The organism is Vibrio sp. 10N.261.55.A7, from assembly GCF_002877365.1.
Taxonomy (GTDB): domain Bacteria; phylum Pseudomonadota; class Gammaproteobacteria; order Enterobacterales; family Vibrionaceae; genus Vibrio.
Genome location: NZ_MCWZ01000320.1, coordinates 27,548 through 49,272, shown reverse-complemented (window position 1 = coordinate 49,272; position 21,725 = coordinate 27,548). Strand labels below are relative to the sequence as shown.

The following is a 21,725-nucleotide window of genomic DNA, read 5'->3' as shown; positions in this document are numbered from 1 at the left end:
TACCTAGACAGTGGCGATGCGGATTTGTTACCCGTTTTAACACCTGGCGCAACGATCTTTGTGCCTAAGCAAGAAGAAGAGATTCGTTCTGGATCTAATACTGTTTACATTATGGGGGAAGTTGCCGAGCCTGGTGCGTACGAAGGTAAAAAAGGTGCGACCTTTATGGACATCCTCGCGAATGCCGGTGGGCCAACCCGTTTCGCTGAATCTCGTCAGATTCGTGTTATCAAAGCGAATGGTCAGGTCGTTCCTTTCGACCTAACGGCCTACACTGAAGGATTGAAAGGTGCCAAACCACCAGCGATTAAAGCTGGCGACGCGATTTTTGTTCCAGAGAAAACCGACATGAATGAGAAATCTTGGCTAAAAATAGCGCCAAGCAGAGCGGTTAATGTCATGGGCGAAGTTGTACGTCCTGGGCGTATAGAATGGTCAGATGAAATGGATCTTATGGATTTACTGGCTCATGTGGGTGGCCCGACCCTTAGAGCAGATACCACGAAAATAGAAGTCATCGACGCGAAGAAAAAGCTGGTCGTGTTTGACCTAGACGATTTCATCCAAAACGGTGCACAACAGTCTGAACTACCGCGTATTGCAGCGGGTTCAATCATACGCGTTCACGATTTACCGCAAGACCCGTCAGATAATAAATCCCAGTGGGTACGCCAAAGTTCTGATGCGTCTATTTACGTATTTGGTCAAGTCAACGCTCCCGGTCGTTATCGATTTACGAAGCAGATGCACTTTCTTGATATTCTGTCTGCGGCAGACGGCCCAACAAAAGATGCCGACATTCACAACATACGCATTACCCACCGCGACAAAACCTATTCACAGGTGAGCAAGCTTAATCTTTCACTCTATTTTGAAACAGGTGATGAGAATCTGTTACCCAACGTCACTATGGGCGATACGATCTATATCCCAGAGAAAGATAAGAACTGGTTAGACACATCAAAAGAATCGACCGTTCGAGTGCTCGGTGCGATCAACAATCCAGGTCGATACAACTTCAATGACAATATGACGATACTCGACATTCTTGCAGAAGCGGGCGGCCCAAGCGAGAACGCGTTTATCGAAAAAATATCCGTCGTTAACATGTCGTGTTGTCAGGGGCAGGCTCGTACCTTCGATTTAACCGAGTTCAGTAAAACCGCCAACATCTATCAGCTACCTGTTATACGTGCAGGCGACACAATCTTCATTCCTGACCGTCGTGAGAGCCTAATTGAAAAGGCACGAGTGGGTTTGGAAGATATCCTACGCTTGACGACGACCATCGTATTAATAGGAGCATTGTAATGAGCATTCCATCGACCCATGCCGAAATTGAACAGATTTATCTCGCGGCAGAAATGGCCAGTTGTAAGTCGCTTTGTATAACGGCCTGTCAATCTGATGAAGGTGTTACCTCTGTTGCAACGGCATTAACTGAGCGTTACCTTTTAGCAGGTCACAAGGCGTTATTGGTAGACCTCAATATGTTCAATCCGGCTTTCAAAGAACTGACCATCGAGTCTAACGATGATACTCAATGGATAGAACATGTAGACAGTCATCAATTGTTTACTGGCGTTGCAATACCGGGCGATCAATCCACACAACTTGCCTATAAAGATCCTACGTTTATGGGCCATGCTGTCAAAAAATGGGAAAGTCAGTTTGATCGTGTGATTGTCGATACCTCGCCACTTCTTCAGGTCAACCATAGAAATATTCCCGCACAAAGTGTGGCGAGCGCTTGCGATAAAACCATTCTTGTCGTTAAGGGTGGCGATACCACATCGGGGCAAATAGAAAAGGCTATCGAACTGTTAAACAGCCAAAAGATTGATTTGCTGGGCACTGTGCTTAACGTCAAAGATCAACCAACATTAAGCATGGAGATACTGCGAGAAATTAACAGGATTCCTTTTCTGCCTAAAAAGATTCGTCAGTCAATTGGACGCTATTTACTTCGAAACGAATTCTTATCTCAGTCCGCATAATGTCAGGCACGTTTTTATTATCGTAGTAACCGATCGAGCTTTGATTCGTATATCGACCGAAGCAAATACGTAGCAAGAGCGTAGAAAGGAACACAAAAATATTTGTCGAAACCTGTACTCTTATCGCAGCTAATTGAAAAAATTCACTTATTCTTATTAGGTAACGTTAAAAAATGGAGTGATGAATGAATCAACAGCCACCACCTAACAAACAAACGAATACCGATGATATTGGGATTCAGGAGCAAACGCCGCTAAATAACCCTGCTTTGGAAATAGAAGCGTTTGTAGATGAATCGATATTGACTCAAATGATCAAAGACACGAGTGCAGATGTGATTCCTATTCTTATCGACCACTACCTAGAAGAATCACAATTGCGTCTGAATAACATCGATCTCGCACTGTCCGATAAAAATTTGGAACAGCTTGAGTTCGAAACCCATACCCTAGGCAGTTCTGCCCTCGCCCTTGGTAATCACGTGCTTTCACGCTCGGCTCGCGAAATCGAAAGACTCTGTTTAGAGGGGAAACCAGAACAAGCGTTTGAAAAAGTCGATTCGCTTCAAAACGTCGCTAGGAAATCACTCAGCGCAATTTCACTGAGAAAAGAGCTTGGATTTTCTGAATCTTCTAGTTAACGGTGACTTAAATTGGTGCTTGAACAATAATTTAGATAATCACGATTCAATTATCATTAAAGCTATGCTAAACACTATAAGATTGATGTTTCATATAATGACCACAAGGACGTAGCCGATGAGACCCAAGGTACTACTAGTAGAAGACTCAACATCGCTTGCCGTACTTTACAAACAATATGTTAAAGATGAACCCTACGATTTGTTTCATGTCGAAACGGGTCGCGAAGCCATCGCATTCATTGAACGAAATGTTCCCCAACTCATCATTTTAGATTTGAAACTTCCTGACATGTCAGGTGAAGACATTCTCGATTGGATATCTGAAAATCAGATACCGACATCAGCGGTGATCGCCACCGCACATGGCTCTGTCGATATAGCTGTAGGCCTGATTCAAAAAGGCGCCAAAGATTTCCTCGAAAAGCCGATTAAAGCCGACCGACTCAAAACTTCCATTACGCTTCATTTAAAACAAGCCAAGCTTGAGCATTTAGTCGAAGATATTGAAGCAAAGTTTGATCGTAACCGATTCCACGGTTTTCTTGGTGGATGCCTGCCAATGCAAGCGGTGTATAAGACCATTGACTCTGTTGCACCAACGACAGCCAGTGTTTTCATTAATGGCGAAAGTGGAACGGGTAAAGAGGTATGCGCTGAAGCCATTCATAAAGAGAGTCAGCGTAAAAAAATGCCATTCATCGCTATAAACTGTGGAGCGATTCCGAAAGATCTGATGGAGAGCGAAGTATTTGGCCATGTTAAAGGCGCATTTACGGGCGCGAGCGGCGATCGTAAAGGGGCGGCTTCGCTTGCAGACGGAGGCACACTCTTTTTAGACGAACTCTGCGAAATGGATCTAGAGATGCAGAAAAAGCTTCTGCGCTTCTTACAAACCGGCACTTTTACCCCACTCGGTGCAACTAAAGAACAGAAAGTCAACGTTAGAATTTTATGCGCAACGAACCGAGACCCTCTACTCGAAGTTGAGGAAGGTCGCTTTAGAGAAGATTTGTACTATCGTGTTCATGTTGTTCCAATTGAGATGCCACCACTTCGCGAGCGCGGAGGTGATATCGCTGTACTTGCTAATCACTTTCTAAAGCTCTATGCAAAAGAAGACGGTAAAAAATTCTCTGGTATCAATAAAGACGCGGAAAACTTGCTGAAACAGTACCAATGGCCAGGTAATGTGAGACAACTTCAGAACATCATCCGTAACATCGTTGTACTAAATAACGAAACGAAACTCGCGGTTGAACATTTGCCCGCTCAGATACTGAATCAAAAAACCAAGGCAAGTTCGAAGGCTTCACCAACTGCATCACTTCAAACCCTGCAACCATCACCCGCTCAGGAAGCGTTGCTTGCTCCTAGCCTTGCTGAACCAGCGTTGGCGAACGACACTCAGTTACCTGAGACGCCAGCAAACCCGACGGCAATTCGTCCAATGTGGCAAATTGAAAGAGAGACCATACAAAATGCCATTAACTACTGCGACGGAAACGTACTTAATGCTGCGGTACTCTTAGAGCTAAGTCCGTCAACGGTCTACAGAAAGAAACAGGCTTGGGAAGCCGAAGATGAAAGCAGTACCGTCTGAAGCGAGCGCAAGTGACACATGCAATAAAAAGGTTTGGCTATTTATCGATAGCCTAACCTTTGGCGGCATCGAAACACATGTTTTGGAGCTTGCTAAAGGGCTGAGGTTAATGAATATCGACGTTTCTGTCGTGTTCAGCCATTCCTATAAAGAGCCAGCAATGCTCGCCGAAAAGCTGCAGTTAGTGCATATCCCGTTTTTCTACCTAAACAAATCCTACCCTTCCAATAATACTTATCAGTCGCTAGTTCAAGCGATAGCGCTTCATGAACCGGACCTCATTCATTCTCACGGCTACAAAGCGAATATCATCAGTAAGCTGGCGCGAATATTCTCTAAGATAAAGTTTAAACAAGTCTCCACCTATCATGCGGGTGAAACCCCAACAGGAAAAGTTTGGTTTTACGATCTCGTTGATCGTTATAGTTCAGCCATATCAGATGCTCGCTTGTCCGTTAGCAAACTTATTCAGCGCAAGCTCCCTGCCCGTTCGCATCGCCTCAATAACTTTATCGACATACAATCCGTAACCCCGTCAACAGGGAATCAAATTGCATTTGTGGGGCGGCTGAGTCATGAGAAAGCGCCTGACCGATTCCTCAACCTTGCTAAACAGAACCCAAATCTAGAGTTCCATTGCTACGGAAGTGGTCCTATGGAAATCGAGCTGAAAGCCATCGCGCCGCAAAACCTAACCTTCCACGGCCATCAAACCAATATGGAGCTATTATGGGGAAAAATTGGTTTCCTTGTGATCCCTTCGCGATACGAAGGCTTACCCATGTCAGCACTTGAAGCTATGTCTCGTGGTATTCCACTTCTCTGTACCGATGTCGGCGATTTACACTCATTAATTGCACATAAAGTGAATGGGTTTATTGAGACATATCCAGACGAACTGAGTAGCCAACTGAACGTATGGCAAGCGATGAGTGAAACGGAAAAAGACTGCATCCGAAATGAAGCACAACTCACTATTGAGAAAGAATATTCGACGTTAAGTGTCCTACCACAGCTTTTGGAGATCTATCAGATTTGATTCTCAAAATGAGAATCGTATTTCACCAAACTAAAATAAATCCATTTAGCATTTAATAACAACAACTTACCTTAAAGCAACTATTGGCATCTCAATTGCAATACCCCTATTAGAAATCAAAATTCAGTATTAGATTGAATTAAGGGGTAAATATGAAAACGACCAAAAACGTTTTATTTGTTCACTACGGTGATGACTGGTTACGAGGCAGCGAACAATGTCTGTTGGACCTAATTACAAATATTGATCGTGTTCGTTTTACGCCATTCGTTCTAACAAACAATCCTTCTCTACACCAAGAAGTTCTATCGCTGGGTATTCACAGCGAGCTGGAAGAATTCTCGATCTTATTGGGGTGGAAAACCCCGAGATTTAATGTTCGATCTTGGTTTGAACAAGTTAAAAGTGCAAAAGCCTACATTGCTAAGGCAGAAGTTGACCTTATTCATGTCAACAGTGGTGCGCCTTGTCAGTGGATGTACACTGTGGCGAAGGTAACCAACACGCCTATGGTGACACAACTTCATTCTGATTACTCGGCACGTGACCGTGTAACACTAGGATTGCATTTTTCTCCTCACATCATCGCCGTGAGTAAAGCCATTACTCATCAATTGGTGAAAGATGGATACCCTCAAGAACGTCTATCTATCGTTCACAATGGCATCGATGTTGAACGTCTAGAAAAACAACCGAAAATAGACGTGAACAAAGCGCTAAATATAGATGAAAACTCGTTTACGTTTGCGACTGTGGGCTCACTGATTCACAGAAAAGGTGTCGATCGCCTTTTACTCGCCCTTCGTCATCTGATTCTTGAATACCCGCACGTCCACTTAGTCGTGATTGGTGATGGCCCACAACGTGAGAACCTTGAGCAACAAGCCGACTATCTGCACCTATCAGATAATGTGCACTTTGTTGGCGAACAGAGACATGTCATGGGGTGGTTAAAAGGAGTGAATGGATTTGTAAGTGGCGCGCGCCAAGAAGCTTTTGGTCTCGTGGTTGCGGAAGCGGCGCTTGCTGGGCTTCCTGTTATCGCGCCTTTTGAAGGGGGTATACCTGAAATTTTAACCCACAAAAAGAACGCTATCTTTTACAAAAACAACAGCACAGCACCGATCGTCAATGCAATGCGGGCTGTAGTGAGAAACCCAAATAGTTCGAAAACAGTAGGTTCAATGGCTCGTCAACATATTTTAGACACGCACACTGCTGTGCACAATGCTCGTGGGATCGAGAAGGTTTACAGCCAAGTAATGTCAGAAACACGACAACCTACAACAACGGTTTGGCAAGCAATGAGCCCTATCCGTACTTTCCTTTCGAATCGAATTGCATAAGGAGATGATCATGAAACCGACACAAAATCATTACCTTATCTTTGACCCTACTGCCTTTTTAGGTGGGTCTAAAATAGCAACAAGAGAAGCACTGTCATTGACCAGTGAATCGAAAACAAAATATACCATTGTTACGGCTCACCAAGGCTCTTGGGATAACAGTTTTTTTGCAGAGCATCATGATGTGGCGTTCGTACAATTGCCAGAATTAAAGCCATTATCAAAAATTGAATGTGGCAAGCTGTACTGGCTTAAACAATGTATCTATATGCTTTTTCTTTTAGCAACCATGCTTCGCATCACGAAAGTAAATGCACTCGTTGGTACCTCTGGACCAGGGGTCGACATGAGCCTTTATCTCGTAAAAAAGATTACTCGAATAGCAGTGATGCAGTTTATACATGGCCCTGTTGCCAAGTCTCGCTCAATTGGGTACTGCCTGACCATTGCGGATAGCGTGTTCTATCTTACATCAGCCAAGAGCAGCATCCACAAGGCGATCAACCACTATCAGAAGTCGAAAATGACGAACGTTGAAGCTTATCATGCAACGAATCTAATCATTCAGAGTGGTCAATACGAAAGATTCGAAAACGGAATCGCGCAACACAACTGGCCTAGCCGAGTTCAATACGACTTCCCTACTGTGTTCTGGTGCGCTTCATTATTGAAATGGAAGAGACTCAATTTATTCATCGACGCATCTCGATCGATTGAAGATCTTTGCCCTATCGCTGCAAATGTCTGTTTTATTAGGCCTGTTGATAGCTCACTGTCTGTTTGTAAAGCCCCTGTTTCTATGGCTCATTTTCGCTGGTATCAGGAACCGAGTCATTTAGACGAGATACGCAGTCGAAGCAATATCTTCGTTTCCACGAGCCAGAATGAACCTTTTGGACTGTCGATTTTAGAAGCGATGGCGGCGGGCATGTGCATTATCATTCCAAGAGATGGGGCTTATTGGGACACCGTGCTCACTCACAATGTCAATTGCATTAAATACGCCGCCGATGATGCAGGTTCGTTAGCCGACGCGCTGGTTTACGCAAATAGCGACCGAACACTCGTTGAACAACTGGGGTCTGGCGCTTATCAAATCTCGCTCTCTTATCAAGCAGAGAACAGTTATCGATCCATCATAAATGGCTTCAACCACCCAAGGTTGAGCGATCATCCAAGCACACACGACCACGAGCATGCTTTAGATTAAGTGCCACATTCTATTCAGTGTTAAATAGCTTTCATCAAAGTAGCGTTTAAAACGCCGTATCATTTTATTAAGGGACAAGTTATGAAATTGATTCAGTTACCAAAATCAATATCAAATATGCTGATTTACGCCGTTAGCTTGTTTCTTGCGAAAGGCATTTCATTAATAATGCTGCCGTTTATAGCGCGTTATTTGTCACCCGACCAACTAGGACAACTTGAGCTGCTTGCAACTACTACGGTATTCCTTAGCCTACTGGTGGGTTTCGCTATGCATGAGAACCTATACCGGTTCGTTGGCGAGATTATAGAGCGGAATCTGCAATTTAAAAAAGTGTGTGAATTGTACACCTATGCGGTGGTGATCTCTGCAGCGGTTGGGGTCACAGTTTCCGTTGGGCTTTTCTTTGTTCCTTCCTCCGAAGGCATTTTATCAACACAAAACATCTCACTCATTGCTTTAGTGCTGGCTTTTGAAAGTGCACTTGGGATCAGTACAGCATGGTTACGCTTCCAGGATAAAGCGAAAACATTCTTTGTAATTAGCATCTTGAGCAGTGTATTACAGGTATCTGGCGTTATCTTCGTTTTGCTTTACACTCCATCGGTCACTAACATCTTCGCAGTCGGTGTGGTTACATCGCTCATTCAACTTGTCATTTTGCATGGTGTTAATCGATTTAACTGGGTTTGGGCTGGGTTAAATCATTTGCTCGCCATGTTGCGATATTCGACCCCATTGATGCTTTCTACTCTCGTTGCATTTGGGTTAAGTGGCGCAGAAAAATGGATCATCGGTCTCTCAGTGTCCATTGAGACGCTTGGTTACTATGCTGTCGCGGCAAAGTTCTCACTCGCAATGTGTATATTGGTTCAACCCTTTGGAATGTGGTGGATGCCAAAACGTTTTAACGCTCTATCCAAAAAAGGAGCAAGCTATACCGTGCAAGTGACACAAGTTGGAATTCTATACATCACGATACTTGCATTGGCCGTTGGCAGCTTTAGCCAGCTGTTTATTAGTGCAGCCCTTCCTTCCGCTTACCTCAATGCAGCGACGCTAGTGTCCGGTGTTATCGTCATGGCCTTGTTCAAGGAACTCGCAGAGCTAGTAAACATTGGAATTCTTAACCAGAAAAAAACGCATTGGGTTCTAAACATCAACATTATTTGTACCTTGTTAGGACTGACGCTCAGTTGGGTATTAACATCAACTTTGGTGTTTGGGGAACTTGGCATCTGGGGCGTGATCATAGCCATTTCAATTGCACAGGTTTCGCGCGCCGCACTGTTGCTTTTCTATAGCCAAAAGCTAAATCCACTTCCTTATCAATATCATGCACTACTATTAATAATAGCGAACACGTTAGGCTGTTTAGCGATAAACCTTACAATAGGTACGTCATTATGGTTAATAGCAACCGCAACCATGGGCGTGGCCTTTAACGTGCTTGTCGCCTATCGTTTCAATATGTTTAGCGCATTCAAGCTGCCGAATGTTGCCAACCTAATTCTAAAACGAGCTTAAGCACTGATGAACAATCAACAACGTCTGCCATCCATTTTAGCCATCGTATCTTTGTGTGCGGTTATTGCGGCTGCGTGGTACTTCGTTCCTCACCCTGCCATTCCTATTGTTATTGCAGCGTTGCCTTTCGCCGCTTTATTTGCATTGAGCCAAACTTTTTGGCTTGTCATGCTTTTTGTTTTGTTCTCTTTTTTTCGCATTCACGAAGCAATACCCGCGCTCTATTCTCTGAAGATTCCTCTTCTATTATCTCTGGGGGCCTTGTCGGCTTTACTTTGGCACACCTTGATCAGTAGAACGATTCAAGTTTACTGGCACCGTTCACTCACTTGGCTCGCCATTTTTTGGGCACTGGTCATCATTGGCATCGTGTTCGCGTCCAATGTTGGGATTGCGGTGGCCAATTTCAAATCGATCTATTGGAAGATCATTGTAATGACGTTAGCTATCGCGTGGCTCGTCAATAATGATAAAAACATTGGTCGTGCCAGCATGTTAATCACGTTATCAGGCGCACTCATTGCTTCTGTCGCGATTTCTAACTCTGTGAATGGTATTGGCTTGGTCGAAGGCACACGTGTCACCATTGGTCGTGATTTAGGGTCAATGTTGGGTGATCCTAACGACCTTTCTTTGGTTCTTATGTTTCCGCTCGCCTTTGCAATCGGACTTGTCACCAATAGAAAAATTCCCGTGAGCACTCGTTTCATTGCTTTCGTCACAACCTGCTTGCTCATGAGTGCAGTGATCGCGACGCAAAGTCGAGGGGGGTTATTAGGATCCGTTGCAGTTATAGGTATTTACGCCATTAAGCTTATTCGCTCTAAAGTCTTATTACTCTCGTTAGGGAGTATAGGGGCACTGGTACTGTATTTTGCGGCAGGTATTTCCGACCGAGCGTCTGGAGGTGCAGCAGAAGCCGGGATTGATGCCTCCGCCATGGGCAGACTTTACGCCTGGGAAGCGGCATTTAAGATGGCGTTACATAACCCATTAACCGGTGTGGGACTCGACAACTTCTACGTAAACTACTTCTATTACAGCCCCCATTGGGATGGCCTGAATCATGCGGTACACAGTACGTGGTTTGGCGTACTTGCCGAGACAGGATTTTTAGGCCTTACGATTTTTGTCATCTTCATAACTTCATTGATCTTGAGTGCTCGCAATACGCTGGCAGAAATAAAAAGCCAACCCGAACTCTATTCAGCAAACCTGACAGTCGCCGCCAACGCGGTTTATGCCGGCCTGATTGGCACCATCGTCTCAGGTACGTTTCTAACTCAAGGATTCAACTGGCCCATCTATATTCTCGCGGCGCTCACTGTCGCTGTTGCGAATATTGCAAAGGAACAGACCACGACAGAAGTAACCAATGCAACCAATGCAACTAATGCAACTAATGCAACTTAAGCTATTTCTATTACGCATGTTTACATGATGCCTTCTTATCCTAGAGCATAAGCAGTCCAACTTGTGCCCGAAAAGAACAGTCAAAATAATTCTCAAATTGAGAAACACGTTTCTTAATTGAATAATCACCAACACAACAAAGCTAACCCATTGTATTTAAATGATTTATTAAGTTGGCACAATCTGTGTAATAGAACCTGTATCAAAATAAAAATACAGGTGACGTTATGTTGGCAGCAAGAATTAATGAAATGAAAACTTGGCTTCAATGCCACCCTAACCCGGCTTATCGCAATCTATTTTTGACTCTCAAAAAGATTCGCACCTTCGAATTACCTACACCAATGTTATTGAATAAGGCTATATACGGCTTGTACAAGCTGATCTCAACGTTTTGGCAATCCATGACAAGAATCGTTTTCCATACCCCTGCATTTAAAGGGCGACTGAACAAGTTTGGCCGAGGTCTTTATCTCTATGGTGGCATTCCATTTGTGTCTGGGCCTCTCATTATTGAGCTTGGAAACAACTGCCGTGTATCAGGGCAAACGACTTTTAGCGGTCGGACACTGTCGAGTGAACCTATGTTAGTAGTTGGAGACAACGTCGACATTGGTTGGCAAAGCACCATTGCGGTCGGTAACAAGGTCATTATCGAAGATAACGTTCGAATAGCCGGCGGTGCTTTCATTTTCGGTTACTCAGGTCACCCACTAGATGCAAAACGCCGAGCGAACGGAGAAGCGGATGATCATTCACAAGTCGGAGACGTCATACTCAGAAAAGACGTTTGGCTCGGTACCAATGTCACCGTTAGACAAGGTGTCACCATCGCTGAAGGAACCGTCGTTGCAGCAGGCAGCGTCGTAGTGTGCGATCTTCCTGCTCACGTTATTGCAGGTGGTAATCCGGCTAAGGTTATTAAACCCATTGACGCGAATCAAAATAAGGAGAACTGTCATGCATGATCTCATCGTATTTGGTGAAGACTTCGGAGGTTTACCTTCAAGCACGCAGCACCTTATTAAAAGACTCGCAGAGCAACGAAAAGTGGTATGGGTAAACTCTATCGGTTTACGTCAACCAAGGTTCAATCTCAACGATACTAAACGCGTATTCAATAAACTCATGGGACGCGCCAAATCTGGCTTTGAAGCGAACCCATGCGAATCAAATGCACTTTCTGCGAATCAGGGTATAGCAAGCATAAGTGTTCAAGAACAAAACATTACCATCGTTAATTTGAAAACCATACCGGCTCCAAAGTCGACACTAGCGCGAAATACGGCGAAAACGATGATGCTGTCTCAATTAAAGCCGATACTCGAAAAAGCCAACCTTGTAGACCCGATACTTTGGTGTTCATTGCCCACTGCCGCTGATTTATGCGGCTCGTTAGGTGAGTCTGCAGTTGTCTATTACTGCGGTGATGACTTTTCTTCTCTCGCTGGCGTCGATCATTCCGTTGTCGCAGAACATGAAAAGAAACTTATCGACAAAGCCGACCTGATTTTCGCGGCCAGTGAAGAAATGCGCTCTCGCTTTCCTGCTTGCAAAACGCAATTGCTTCCACATGGTGTTGATGACCGCCTATTCTCAACGAAAGCTCAGAGAGCGGAAGATCTTCCGAACCGAGGGCGACCTATCGCTGGATTTTATGGCAGCCTGTCCAACTGGCTCGACTACGACATGATTGGCAAGGTCGTTGCCGATAATCCCGAATGGGACTTTGTGTTCATTGGCCCGCAGGAGCTTAATCAATCAAAGCTACCGAATAGTGACAATGTTTTTTACTTAGGCCCTAAGCCACATAACCAGTTGCCGCAATATAGTCAGCATTGGGATGTGAGTCTGCTACCCTTTAAATTAAATAAGCAAATTATTGCATGTAGCCCATTAAAACTCATGGAGTATTTAGCCGCCGGAAAGCCTATTGTTTCCACCGACTTCCCTGCCCTAAAAGGATACAAGCGTTTCGTGAATGTCGTCAGTGATAGTCAGAGCATGAGCCGTGCATTGAAAGAGGCTCGTCAGCAACAAACCTTACCAAAAGGTATTGTGAATCAACATAGCTGGGATTCTAGAAGTGAGTTTGTCGACTGGATGTTGGAGCTACTATGAATGAGTTAAAGTTGCGTTTCATTATTATCCTCAGTGGCGCCTGGAGAAGACGCTACCTGATCTTCTTGCCAATATTAATTCTGCCTCTAGTTGGCGCAGGGATATCTAAGCTCGCGCCTACGTCTTATCAGTCGCACACCAGCATGCTGATTCAAGAAACCGCTAAAATGAATCCGTTCCTCGAAGATATTGCCGTTTCAACCATGCTTAAAGACCGACTAAACGCACTGAGTACTTTGCTTAAAAGTCGACACGTTTTACGTTCAGTCGCACTTGAATTAGGGCTGATTGATGAAAACACGACGCCAGCAGAAGCCGATCAAATCATGTACGAGATATCAGCGAGTGTCAGTGTCTCTCAACTTGGAAAAGACTTTCTAAAAATTGAACTCAAGTCTGACCAAGCGGAAGGCATGAAAGAGCTTCTGCAATCCATCAGTGATCACTTTATTGAGCAGTTACTCGCGCCGGAACGATCGTCAATAGAAGATTCAAGCGAGTTCCTCGCGATTCATATAAACAAACGACAAGACGATCTCGATAAAGCAGAAGATGCCCTCGCGGATTTCAAAAATATTAATTCTTCTGTCAGCCCTGAAATGCAAAGCCAAAGTCTTACCCGCTTAGCGTCGTTAAAACAAAGCCTTGCAGAAAAACAAGCCGAGCTTGCTGGCGTTAAAAAAAGTTTAGGGAGCCTTGATGAGCAGCTGTCTAGAACCAACCCAGTGGTAGGGAAAATAGAAGAACAAATTATTGATATTAGAAGTGAGCTGAGTTTACTTAGAGCCAAATACACTGAAGAACACAGTGCGGTTCAAGCTAAAAATCGTGAACTTGCTCGATTGGAGAGTGAACGTGCCGCGTTACTGCAACTAGACCAACCAAATCTCAACAGCGACCAACTGTGGGATATCGCCAGTACGTCGACACTTTCTGATATGTCTGATGTTCAACCATTGCTTGTAACGCAATTACATAGCCTACAGCTTGTACGCAGTCGATACGAAGCGTTGAATGAAGAGACAAAAAGTCTAAAGCAGATGATTTTCGAGCTTGAGCAGAAAGCGAATAATTTTGGTGACAACGCAAAATCTCTATACCGATTACAACGCGATGTTCAGATAAAGAGACAACTGTATGATGAACTTGTAGAGCGTTACGAAATGGCGCAACTTACCGGTTCACTGGGCGTATTTGAACAGAACAAACGAGTTAAAATCATCGACTTGCCCTACACTCCAAGTCACCCGTCAAATTTACCTATGATTGTCTTTATCATCGCAGGTTTCATAGCAGGTATTGCTTTAGGTTGCGGGCTTGCGACTATCGCAGAACTTTTTGACACCTCGATTCGTCGTAAGGAACAGTTAGAAGCACTAACAAATGTTCCCGTGATCACCATAATACCGAAAATCAACTAAGGCGAGACTACACCTTGAGCCATAATGCTAGAGACAAAGACACTATCTAGGATGATTGGCTCTCCTAGTATGTAACTTGATTAATTTCGACTGTGTCATCTTGGCCCTCCCTTTCACATTTGGTCAAAACACCCTTGTATTTCAAATGATCCTAAATCATCGTTTAGGATCATTTGTATTTAAGCCGCAAAGTTAATTGAAGCCCCGTCTTAAGCATCGCCCAGTAAACCAATCTTATCCTCCAGACACACCCACCTTATTACTCGGCATAGATGGTTATTGCGCTCTCACAAACATTCATATTTCCCACTTTTATCTATTCCTCAATCTGTTCCTCAATACGATTCTCATTTTGACAAACCGACTATCCTTAGACCTAAAATCAACATAACTCGTTGAATAAAATACAAATATATAATTGGCACACTCTCTGCAATACCTATTGAGAATCGAGTGACAACTGACACTCATTAAGAACGTAACTCAAGGAGCAATTATGAAAAATGCAAACGCACATTCAGGACAAACTGTTATTCATGTCGTGCAGCACCTTGCTCCTGGTGGTTTAGAGAGCCTAGCACTTGACCTACTTGCTTTTTCAACGCCACTCAATCGAGTAATGATTGTGAGTTTAGAGGGTGAAAAACAACAAGCGATTGAGAAGTGGCCACGATTAAAACCGTTCGCTAACCAACTGCATTTTCTTGATAAAAAGCCGGGCGTGAAACTGCAAACGTTATCTCAACTGGTTAAAATGTTTAACGCTGTAAAGCCAGACGTTGTGCATACTCACCACATTGGTCCTCTTCTATACGCTGGGTTGGCTTCTCGCCTGACTTCTGTACCTGTTAGGATTCACACCGAACACGATGTTTGGCATCTAAATAATGACAAGCATTTAAGATTAGAAAAAATGGCGCTAGACGTTGCCAAACCACAGTTGGTTGCGGACGCTAACCTAGTCGAAGAAACACTACTGAACCACTTCTCATACGACCAAACAACGACGATCAAAAATGGCGTTGATTGCGAAAAGTTTGCTCCGGGCAGTAAAGAAGTCGCTCGCTCTCACTTTAACCTACCACAAGACAAAAAAATCATTGGTTGTGCTGGGCGTCTAGAAACAGTGAAGGGACATGACCTCGCGATTGCGGCACTTTCTTATATGCCGAAAAGTGTCCATCTTGTTATTGCGGGGCACGGCAGTCAACGAGAGCAATTAGAAACAATAGCCAATCAATACAATGTTCCGGATCGTGTTACTTTCTTGGGTCTTGTCGATGACATGCAACGTTTCTACCAATCACTCGATCTTTTCTGCATGCCTTCACGTTCAGAAGGGTTCCCGCTTTCTCCTCTTGAAGCGCAATCTTGCAACATTCGTACAGCTGTGACTAACGTTGGCGCAAGCGAAGAAACGTTATGCCCTGAAAGCGGAATGCTGATAAGAGCGAATGATATTCACAACATGGCTGAGGTACTGTTCCACATGCTATGCCACGCAGTAGAAACCCAACCTCGTCAGTTTGTTATCGAAAACAACGATATAAGAAACATGGTGAAGGCGTATGAGTCTCTTGCGGTACAAGGGCAATCTCTGGAGGCACTAGCATGATTGAATCTATGATCATCTTAGCATTGGTAACAAGCGCTGCTTTGATTGTTTATCACCACGTTGGCTACCCACTTGTACTGAAGTGGTACGCCAAACGTCACCCACAATCAAAAATGAGTGATCTAAAGCGTGGTTATCGAAACAGTAACTTAGACCGTGTTCGCCCGTCGATCACCATTCTGGTTGCAGCCTATAACGAAGAACGTTGGATCGCCGAGAAGATTCGCAATCTAGCAAGCCTTGATTATCCACGTAATCGACTCACCATCATAATTGCTTGCGATGGATGTACAGACAACACCGTAGAGATTGCGCAAGATACAATCCAAGAATCAATTTGTAGCGATGTTCATTTTGAAATTCGCGACTTAGATAAAAACCAAGGAAAAGTGGCGGTTATAAACCAACAGATGCGCACTATTTCTACAGACATTACTGCGTTATCTGATGTGTCAACACTTATCTCGATTGATGCCCTACTGGTTGCCGAGCAAAATTTTAAGGACAAACGTACAGGTGTCGTGAACGGTCGTTACCAATTGCTGGAAACTCGCAATGCTGGTGAGGCGAGCTACTGGCAGTATCAGAGTCAACTGAAACGAAATGAAGCCTCTCTGGGTTCTACGTTAGGTGCTCACGGTGCTTTCTATCTGTTCCGAACTCACCTATTCACCCCATTGGATTCAAATACTATAAACGATGACTTTGTTCTTCCAATGCTTATCGTTAAACAAGGCTATAACGCGATTTACGACGACAAAATGGTGGCGGTGGAACTTGAACCGACAAGCCAAGTCAACGACTTCAAGCGTCGCCTACGTATCTCAGCGGGGAACATGCAACAAGCGATTAAACTGTTTAGTTTATTCAATCCAAAATATCGAGGTGTGGCCTTTGCGTTTTTCTCAGGGAAAGGCTTGAGACTGACCATGCCCTACTTAATGCTGGTATGCCTGATAGCCTCAATCATGCTGATGGACAACCCACTGTTTCTCGCGGCTTTAATTGCTCAACTTAGCGTCTATGCGCTATCGAGCTTGAGCCTACTATTTCCAACCATTTTAAACTGTAAACCGTGCAAATTAATTTCCTACTTAGTAGCCGGTCATTTTGCTAATTTCGTTGGCGGAATGCGTTACTTGCTAGGTCTTGAATCTGGTCGATGGACACGAGTAAATCACTAAGGAGCTTATTATGACTACTACAAAATCAACCCGTATCTCAATTTGGTGTGCAAAACGAATTTTTGACTTAACTGGGGCGATCGTCGGCTTACTTCTACTTAGCCCTGTTATGCCATTCATTGCTCTCGCGATTAAACTCACTTCGCCTGGTCCTGTTTTTTATAGACAGCAACGCGTTGGGAAATCAACGCCTAGTCATATGGAGTTCTTTGACATTATTAAGTTCAGAACCATGTATCAAGACGCAGAAACTCGTTCAGGTGCCGTGTGGGCAACAGAAGGTGACCCACGAATTACGCCAGTTGGACGCTTTTTGAGAAAGACGCGTCTTGATGAAATCCCACAACTTTTTAATGTGGTTAGCGGCGAGATGTCATTAATTGGCCCACGCCCAGAACGCCCAAGCTTCTACAACAAATTGGAAACGGCTATTCCTTACTTTGCTGACCGCACATATGGCGTGATGCCTGGCATCACGGGCCTTGCTCAAGTGAACCAAGGCTACGACACTTGTATTGATGACGTACGCCGTAAAGTCGGTTTTGACCATAGTTACGCACTATCCATGTGTTCAATGCGCAATTGGCTGATGATGGATTTAAGCATTATCACTAAAACGATTGTCGTTATGGTTGACGGCCGAGGTCGTTAATTCATAAGGCGTCATCTAGCTTCACTTTAAAGAAGAGTAATCATTGGGTTACTCTTCTTTTTCATTCGTTAAAGGCCGATTAGTTCCATCAAGACAATAGAAGCTAGCGCCATGCTTTGATATCATAGCGGCAATTATTTCTGCTTATATTATTACGGATTTTGTTCATGCATTTATCTCAATTGACTCAACCTATCTTTGATCACCTATACCGTGATATTACCGAGTTTCGTAGCACCTTTGACCTTCCCGTAGCTGACGCTGCTAGCCTGAACGATAAAGCGGACACCTTACATACTTCTTTGATTATTGAAGAACTAACTGAACTCGCTGAAGCAGACTGCAAGATGGAACAAGCAGACGCCATCATCGATAGTGTTTATGTATTAATGGGTCGCCTGGTTCACCTAGGGCACAGTCAAGTAGAAGACAACTTAGCGATCAGTTATTTAGTGGATTTGCTACTCAACGTTGCGATCAATCGCGGCATTGAATTTATACCATGCTGGGACGAAGTGCATTCAAGCAACATGAGCAAAGTGTGCCGCAACGAAAAAGAGTACGCAGAAACAGAAGCGTTCTATGCAGAACAAGGCATCAAGTTAATGGCGGTACAAAAAGGCGACTACATCATTGCTAAATGCGCAGAAGACTTCGTCTCAGAAAGCAAAACCATTCGCCAAGGCAAAGTTTTAAAATCTGTCTATTACCGCCCTGCAGACTTAGCGCCTCTAACTAAGTAAGCCAAGTAAACGAAGTAGTTGCCCTTAGGGTGAATAGAAATGAAAACGCGAGCCATTGTCTCGCGTTTTTTTATTGCTGCTTATTTTTCAAATGGCTCTAGGCTTAGATAAAGTTAGGTTCCAAATTGACTAGGCCTTAAATGACATGGCTAATCAAATAACAAATGAAAAATCCACTTCAGATACATGCTGTGGATAGACTCTGACGGGCTGCTCCGCCTGATAAATATTGAACGCAGGGGAAACGAGTTCAGATTGACCAGCTCGGTCTGTGTCTGCCTGGTCTTTATCAGCAACGCATGTATAACCCAGTGAATAGGTCCCTTCTTCAACATAGCCAATATCGAACTCATAGTGAATACCATCGTAAGTCGTCACATTTGCCGCAGCGACTGGTGCGACAGCATAGAGGCCCTCGTTAGAAAAGCCCCCCATATTGGAACGAGCCACTCGACTTGGATACAAATAGACAGCGTCAACAGTAAAAGCAACGCGATTGTCTATTCTGCACTGCTCCACAATTGAATGACTAATGGTTCCCGACAACAGACCGGCATCTCGTTCGTCTATTAAGGTGAATGAATCGCTTTCAATGGTGTACGGATCGCTCGCATCTGTTGGCGCTTTGAGGCCACCACGAAGATCAAATTCCACAATGAAATGATTATCACCAGATTCAAGAAGCAAGGTGCTGTTGAAGTAGAGCGTGCTTGTTCCGTCTACTTCTGAATCTTTCGGACAAACTCCAGTGCTTAGTATCGTCAAAGGTGTAAGCACATAAGTATTTGATTCGACCACATGTGATAGGGCTTCATTTTGACTTTCGCCATTTAAGACAGTCAAACACAATTGATAATCACCGGGCGGAATGGCTTGATTAGAAATAAGGTTTGCCTTGTTACTTTCTTGGTAATCGAGCAGGTCTACTCTGCCTTTTTCAGCGTGACGAGATTGGATATCAATGATGATCGGCTTGGACCCGTCAAGTGGGATTAAAGTGGCGTTACTGTAAACAACGACCATGGAATCCACACCATCCATTGCGGCATCAGAAACAGTAAGACTGAAATTCGCTGTATTGAGGTTAATAGGCTCTTCTCCAATACATCCAAAGAGCATCAATAGTGCACCGACAGCAGTAGCAGATTGGTAAAACGTATTCATAGCGTTATGGGCTCAACATTAAATGAAAATGTTAAAGCTTAAACAGAGGGCATCCATTCAAGCACTGTATGCCCAAATACTAAACAACGACTTTTAGAAAGTGTCATCCATAGGTCATTGCCTTGTCATGATAGAATTTGAATAGCACGGTTAAAAGTGTGAAGGGATCAATCAAACAGGAGGTAAGATTGGCCTTCAATTTCAGCCTTCCTTACTCGCGTCTGAAAGACTTCGCTCAAGAGGCTAGGTTCCAATACCTCTTCAACATGCCCTACTTTTTGCATAATGCCATTGTTTAGCAAAATCGCACTGTCGGCGTGTCGAAGCGTTCGGTTCAAATCATGATTCGCCATGATTACACACAGCCCTTGTCGCGCAACTTCATCAATCAGTTGATACAATAATGCTTCTTGCCCAATATCAAGTGGCGCGCCGGGTTCATCCAGTATTAATAATTTTGCGTGCGGATTTAAAGATGGCCAAACCTGCAAACATATCGCAGCCAACCTTACGCGTTGCCATTCTCCTCCCGAAAGGTGATGGATTGATCGATGCAACTTGTCTTCGATATTGACAAGTTTTGTTAGAGTTTCTAAAGCGTTTTGAACATTTTCATCATCCAACTTACAACACTTTGGCACGGACAACGCTAGATACTGAAATACCGCTAAGTTAAATGCAGGTCGTGCACTTTGGCTTAAATAGGCTCGGCACTGCGCCAGTTCACCCAATGAAGCAGAACCCACATCAAGGGAATCTATGCTCACCTCACCAGTGAAAGGTAAAACGCCTGCCACTGCAGACAACAATGTGCTTTTACCACTGCCATTCGGGCCAACAACATGCAGAATTTCTCCCAGTTGACACTCAAATGAGAGAGGCAATACTCTAGATTCAACCTTGATACTATTAATTTGAATCATGATTTTTTACCAACATCCAAATGAAGATGGGCGCGCCTAACGTTGTTGTGACAACACCCAGAGGTAACTCAGCGGAGTCAAGCGCTAGTCGGGCGACAAGATCAGCGACGACCACAAGCAAAGCACCACTTAATGCAGAAATAGGAATAAGGTATTTGTTTTCAGTACCAATTGCTAATCGCAATAAATGAGGAACAACCAAACCAACAAAACCTATCACACCAGCAATGGCTACCGCCCCGCCTACCAGTATTGAAACTGATGTGATTAATTTCCATCGAACAGAGTCGATATTCACGCCCAGTTGCTTAGCATGAGCCTCACCCATCATCAATTTATCAAGAGTATTCCCCTGAAACCCTAAGTACATCAGCACCGGTAGAAGCACCAGAGTAATCACATGTTGGCTCCAAGTCGTCCCACCAATACTTCCCATCAGCCAGTACATGAGCTGGCGTAGGCTTAAATCGTCACTGAAATAGAAAGCCCATGTCACGACAGCGCTTGCTAGAATACCCAACGCAACACCAACAAGAAGTAATCGTGTGGTGGTGAGCTTCATTGCTTTTGCCATGGAAACGAGAATCAAGGTAAAAATCATGGCTCCTGACATCGCAGCAAACATGAAGACATGTGTTGACGCAGCTAAAGGAAAGAAAAACAAGACAATGATCATCGCAACACTTGCACCACCAGATATACCGAGTACACCGGGCTCAGCGAGAACATTTCCAAGCAACACTTGAAGGACCGCGCCAGAGACGGCTAAAGATGCGCCAATGACCATTGCAGCGAGCAATCGAGGAAGACGTAACTGATATAGAAGTTGGTATTCAAGCGAAGACAAAGAGCCAAACGGCGAAATCGTTAATTCGCCAACCATTAAATAGAGTGCGCTGATCATCAGCAACAATACTAATAATATTAAAGAGTAACGCGACCATCGTTGATGTTTTTGGTCTAGAAGCTGAGTAAAGTTCATTTTTTTATCAAACAATAGCGCTTGATAACCTTTGAAAAAAATAATAGCTTAACCTTAACGTTAAGCCATTAAAATAGAAAGAAGTAACCGTGCAATTTACTGCGATGGGTGACGTTTGCACCACCTGAATAACGACAAACGTTG

General features: G+C 44.0%; 19 protein-coding genes. 16 read left to right on the top strand and 3 right to left on the bottom strand.

The genetic code is table 11. The features are described from left to right. The 16 genes from BCU12_RS20390 to BCU12_RS20315 all read left to right on the top strand — a co-directional run. Nucleotides 1-1,311: SLBB domain-containing protein (locus BCU12_RS20390; protein WP_198599400.1), on the top strand; the 1,311-nt coding region annotated here is incomplete at its 5' end. Continuing rightward, on the top strand, nucleotides 1,311-1,997 hold the full coding sequence (locus BCU12_RS20385) for an AAA family ATPase (protein ID WP_102406173.1): 687 nt from the start codon (nucleotides 1,311-1,313) through the stop codon (nucleotides 1,995-1,997). The genes BCU12_RS20390 and BCU12_RS20385, both read left to right, overlap by 1 nt. Nucleotides 1,998-2,182: 185 nt before the next feature. Next, complete coding sequence (locus tag BCU12_RS20380; RefSeq protein WP_102406171.1) at nucleotides 2,183-2,638, top strand: Hpt domain-containing protein; 456 nt, start codon at nucleotides 2,183-2,185, stop codon at nucleotides 2,636-2,638. Nucleotides 2,639-2,756: 118 nt separating this feature from the next. Continuing rightward, a complete protein-coding gene (locus tag BCU12_RS20375) occupies nucleotides 2,757-4,241 on the top strand; it encodes a sigma-54 dependent transcriptional regulator (protein WP_102406169.1) in 1,485 nt (494 codons plus the stop codon). Next, the gene (locus BCU12_RS20370; protein ID WP_102406167.1) at nucleotides 4,222-5,280 is read left to right on the top strand and encodes a glycosyltransferase family 4 protein; all 1,059 of its coding nucleotides are present in this window, start codon (nucleotides 4,222-4,224) and stop codon (nucleotides 5,278-5,280) included. The genes BCU12_RS20375 and BCU12_RS20370 overlap by 20 nt, the downstream gene beginning before the upstream one ends. Nucleotides 5,281-5,432: 152 nt before the next feature. After that, nucleotides 5,433-6,626 carry a glycosyltransferase gene (locus BCU12_RS20365; protein ID WP_102406165.1) on the top strand — a complete coding sequence of 398 codons (1,194 nt, stop codon included), beginning with the start codon at nucleotides 5,433-5,435 and terminating at the stop codon, nucleotides 6,624-6,626. Between the two features lie 10 nt (nucleotides 6,627-6,636). Further along, complete coding sequence (locus BCU12_RS20360) at nucleotides 6,637-7,836, top strand: glycosyltransferase family 4 protein (RefSeq protein WP_157939892.1); 1,200 nt, start codon at nucleotides 6,637-6,639, stop codon at nucleotides 7,834-7,836. An 81-nt stretch (nucleotides 7,837-7,917) separates the two neighbouring features. Continuing rightward, entirely contained in the window at nucleotides 7,918-9,363 is a 1,446-nt protein-coding gene (locus tag BCU12_RS20355; RefSeq protein WP_102406162.1) for an oligosaccharide flippase family protein, read from the top strand. Between the two features lie 6 nt (nucleotides 9,364-9,369). Next, nucleotides 9,370-10,776: an O-antigen ligase family protein gene (locus BCU12_RS20350; protein ID WP_102406160.1), complete on the top strand. Its 1,407-nt coding sequence runs from the start codon at nucleotides 9,370-9,372 to the stop codon at nucleotides 10,774-10,776. Between the two features lie 227 nt (nucleotides 10,777-11,003). Beyond that, a complete protein-coding gene (locus BCU12_RS20345) occupies nucleotides 11,004-11,744 on the top strand; it encodes an acyltransferase (RefSeq protein WP_102406158.1) in 741 nt (246 codons plus the stop codon). After that, on the top strand, nucleotides 11,737-12,897 hold the full coding sequence (locus BCU12_RS20340; protein WP_102406156.1) for a glycosyltransferase: 1,161 nt from the start codon (nucleotides 11,737-11,739) through the stop codon (nucleotides 12,895-12,897). Before BCU12_RS20345 ends, BCU12_RS20340 begins: the two co-directional genes overlap by 8 nt. After that, nucleotides 12,894-14,318, top strand: coding sequence for a GNVR domain-containing protein (locus tag BCU12_RS20335; RefSeq protein WP_102406154.1), 1,425 nt, complete (start codon nucleotides 12,894-12,896; stop codon nucleotides 14,316-14,318). Before BCU12_RS20340 ends, BCU12_RS20335 begins: the two co-directional genes overlap by 4 nt. Before the next feature lie 496 nt (nucleotides 14,319-14,814). After that, entirely contained in the window at nucleotides 14,815-15,933 is a 1,119-nt protein-coding gene (locus tag BCU12_RS20330) for a glycosyltransferase (RefSeq protein ID WP_102406152.1), read from the top strand. Further along, complete coding sequence (locus tag BCU12_RS20325) at nucleotides 15,930-17,117, top strand: glycosyltransferase family 2 protein (protein ID WP_102406150.1); 1,188 nt, start codon at nucleotides 15,930-15,932, stop codon at nucleotides 17,115-17,117. Before BCU12_RS20330 ends, BCU12_RS20325 begins: the two co-directional genes overlap by 4 nt. A 10-nt stretch (nucleotides 17,118-17,127) precedes the next feature. Beyond that, nucleotides 17,128-17,769, top strand: a complete 642-nt coding sequence (locus BCU12_RS20320) for a sugar transferase (protein WP_102406148.1) — start codon at nucleotides 17,128-17,130, stop codon at nucleotides 17,767-17,769. A 167-nt stretch (nucleotides 17,770-17,936) separates the two neighbouring features. Then, the gene (locus BCU12_RS20315; RefSeq protein WP_102406146.1) at nucleotides 17,937-18,512 is read left to right on the top strand and encodes a nucleoside triphosphate pyrophosphohydrolase family protein; all 576 of its coding nucleotides are present in this window, start codon (nucleotides 17,937-17,939) and stop codon (nucleotides 18,510-18,512) included. Nucleotides 18,513-18,665: 153 nt separating this feature from the next. Here BCU12_RS20315 and BCU12_RS20310 read toward each other — a convergent pair whose 3' ends face one another. The 3 genes from BCU12_RS20310 to btuC form a co-directional block, all read right to left on the bottom strand. Continuing rightward, nucleotides 18,666-19,676 (bottom strand): DUF4382 domain-containing protein, encoded by a 1,011-nt coding sequence (locus BCU12_RS20310; RefSeq protein ID WP_102406144.1) that lies wholly within the window; start codon nucleotides 19,674-19,676, stop codon nucleotides 18,666-18,668. Nucleotides 19,677-19,843: 167 nt separating this feature from the next. Beyond that, on the bottom strand, nucleotides 19,844-20,599 hold the full coding sequence (btuD, locus tag BCU12_RS20305) for a vitamin B12 ABC transporter ATP-binding protein BtuD (RefSeq protein WP_102406142.1): 756 nt from the start codon (nucleotides 20,597-20,599) through the stop codon (nucleotides 19,844-19,846). Beyond that, entirely contained in the window at nucleotides 20,586-21,581 is a 996-nt protein-coding gene (gene btuC / locus BCU12_RS20300) for a vitamin B12 ABC transporter permease BtuC (RefSeq protein WP_102406140.1), read from the bottom strand. The genes btuD and btuC overlap by 14 nt, the downstream gene beginning before the upstream one ends. Nucleotides 21,582-21,725 lie beyond the last annotated feature (144 nt).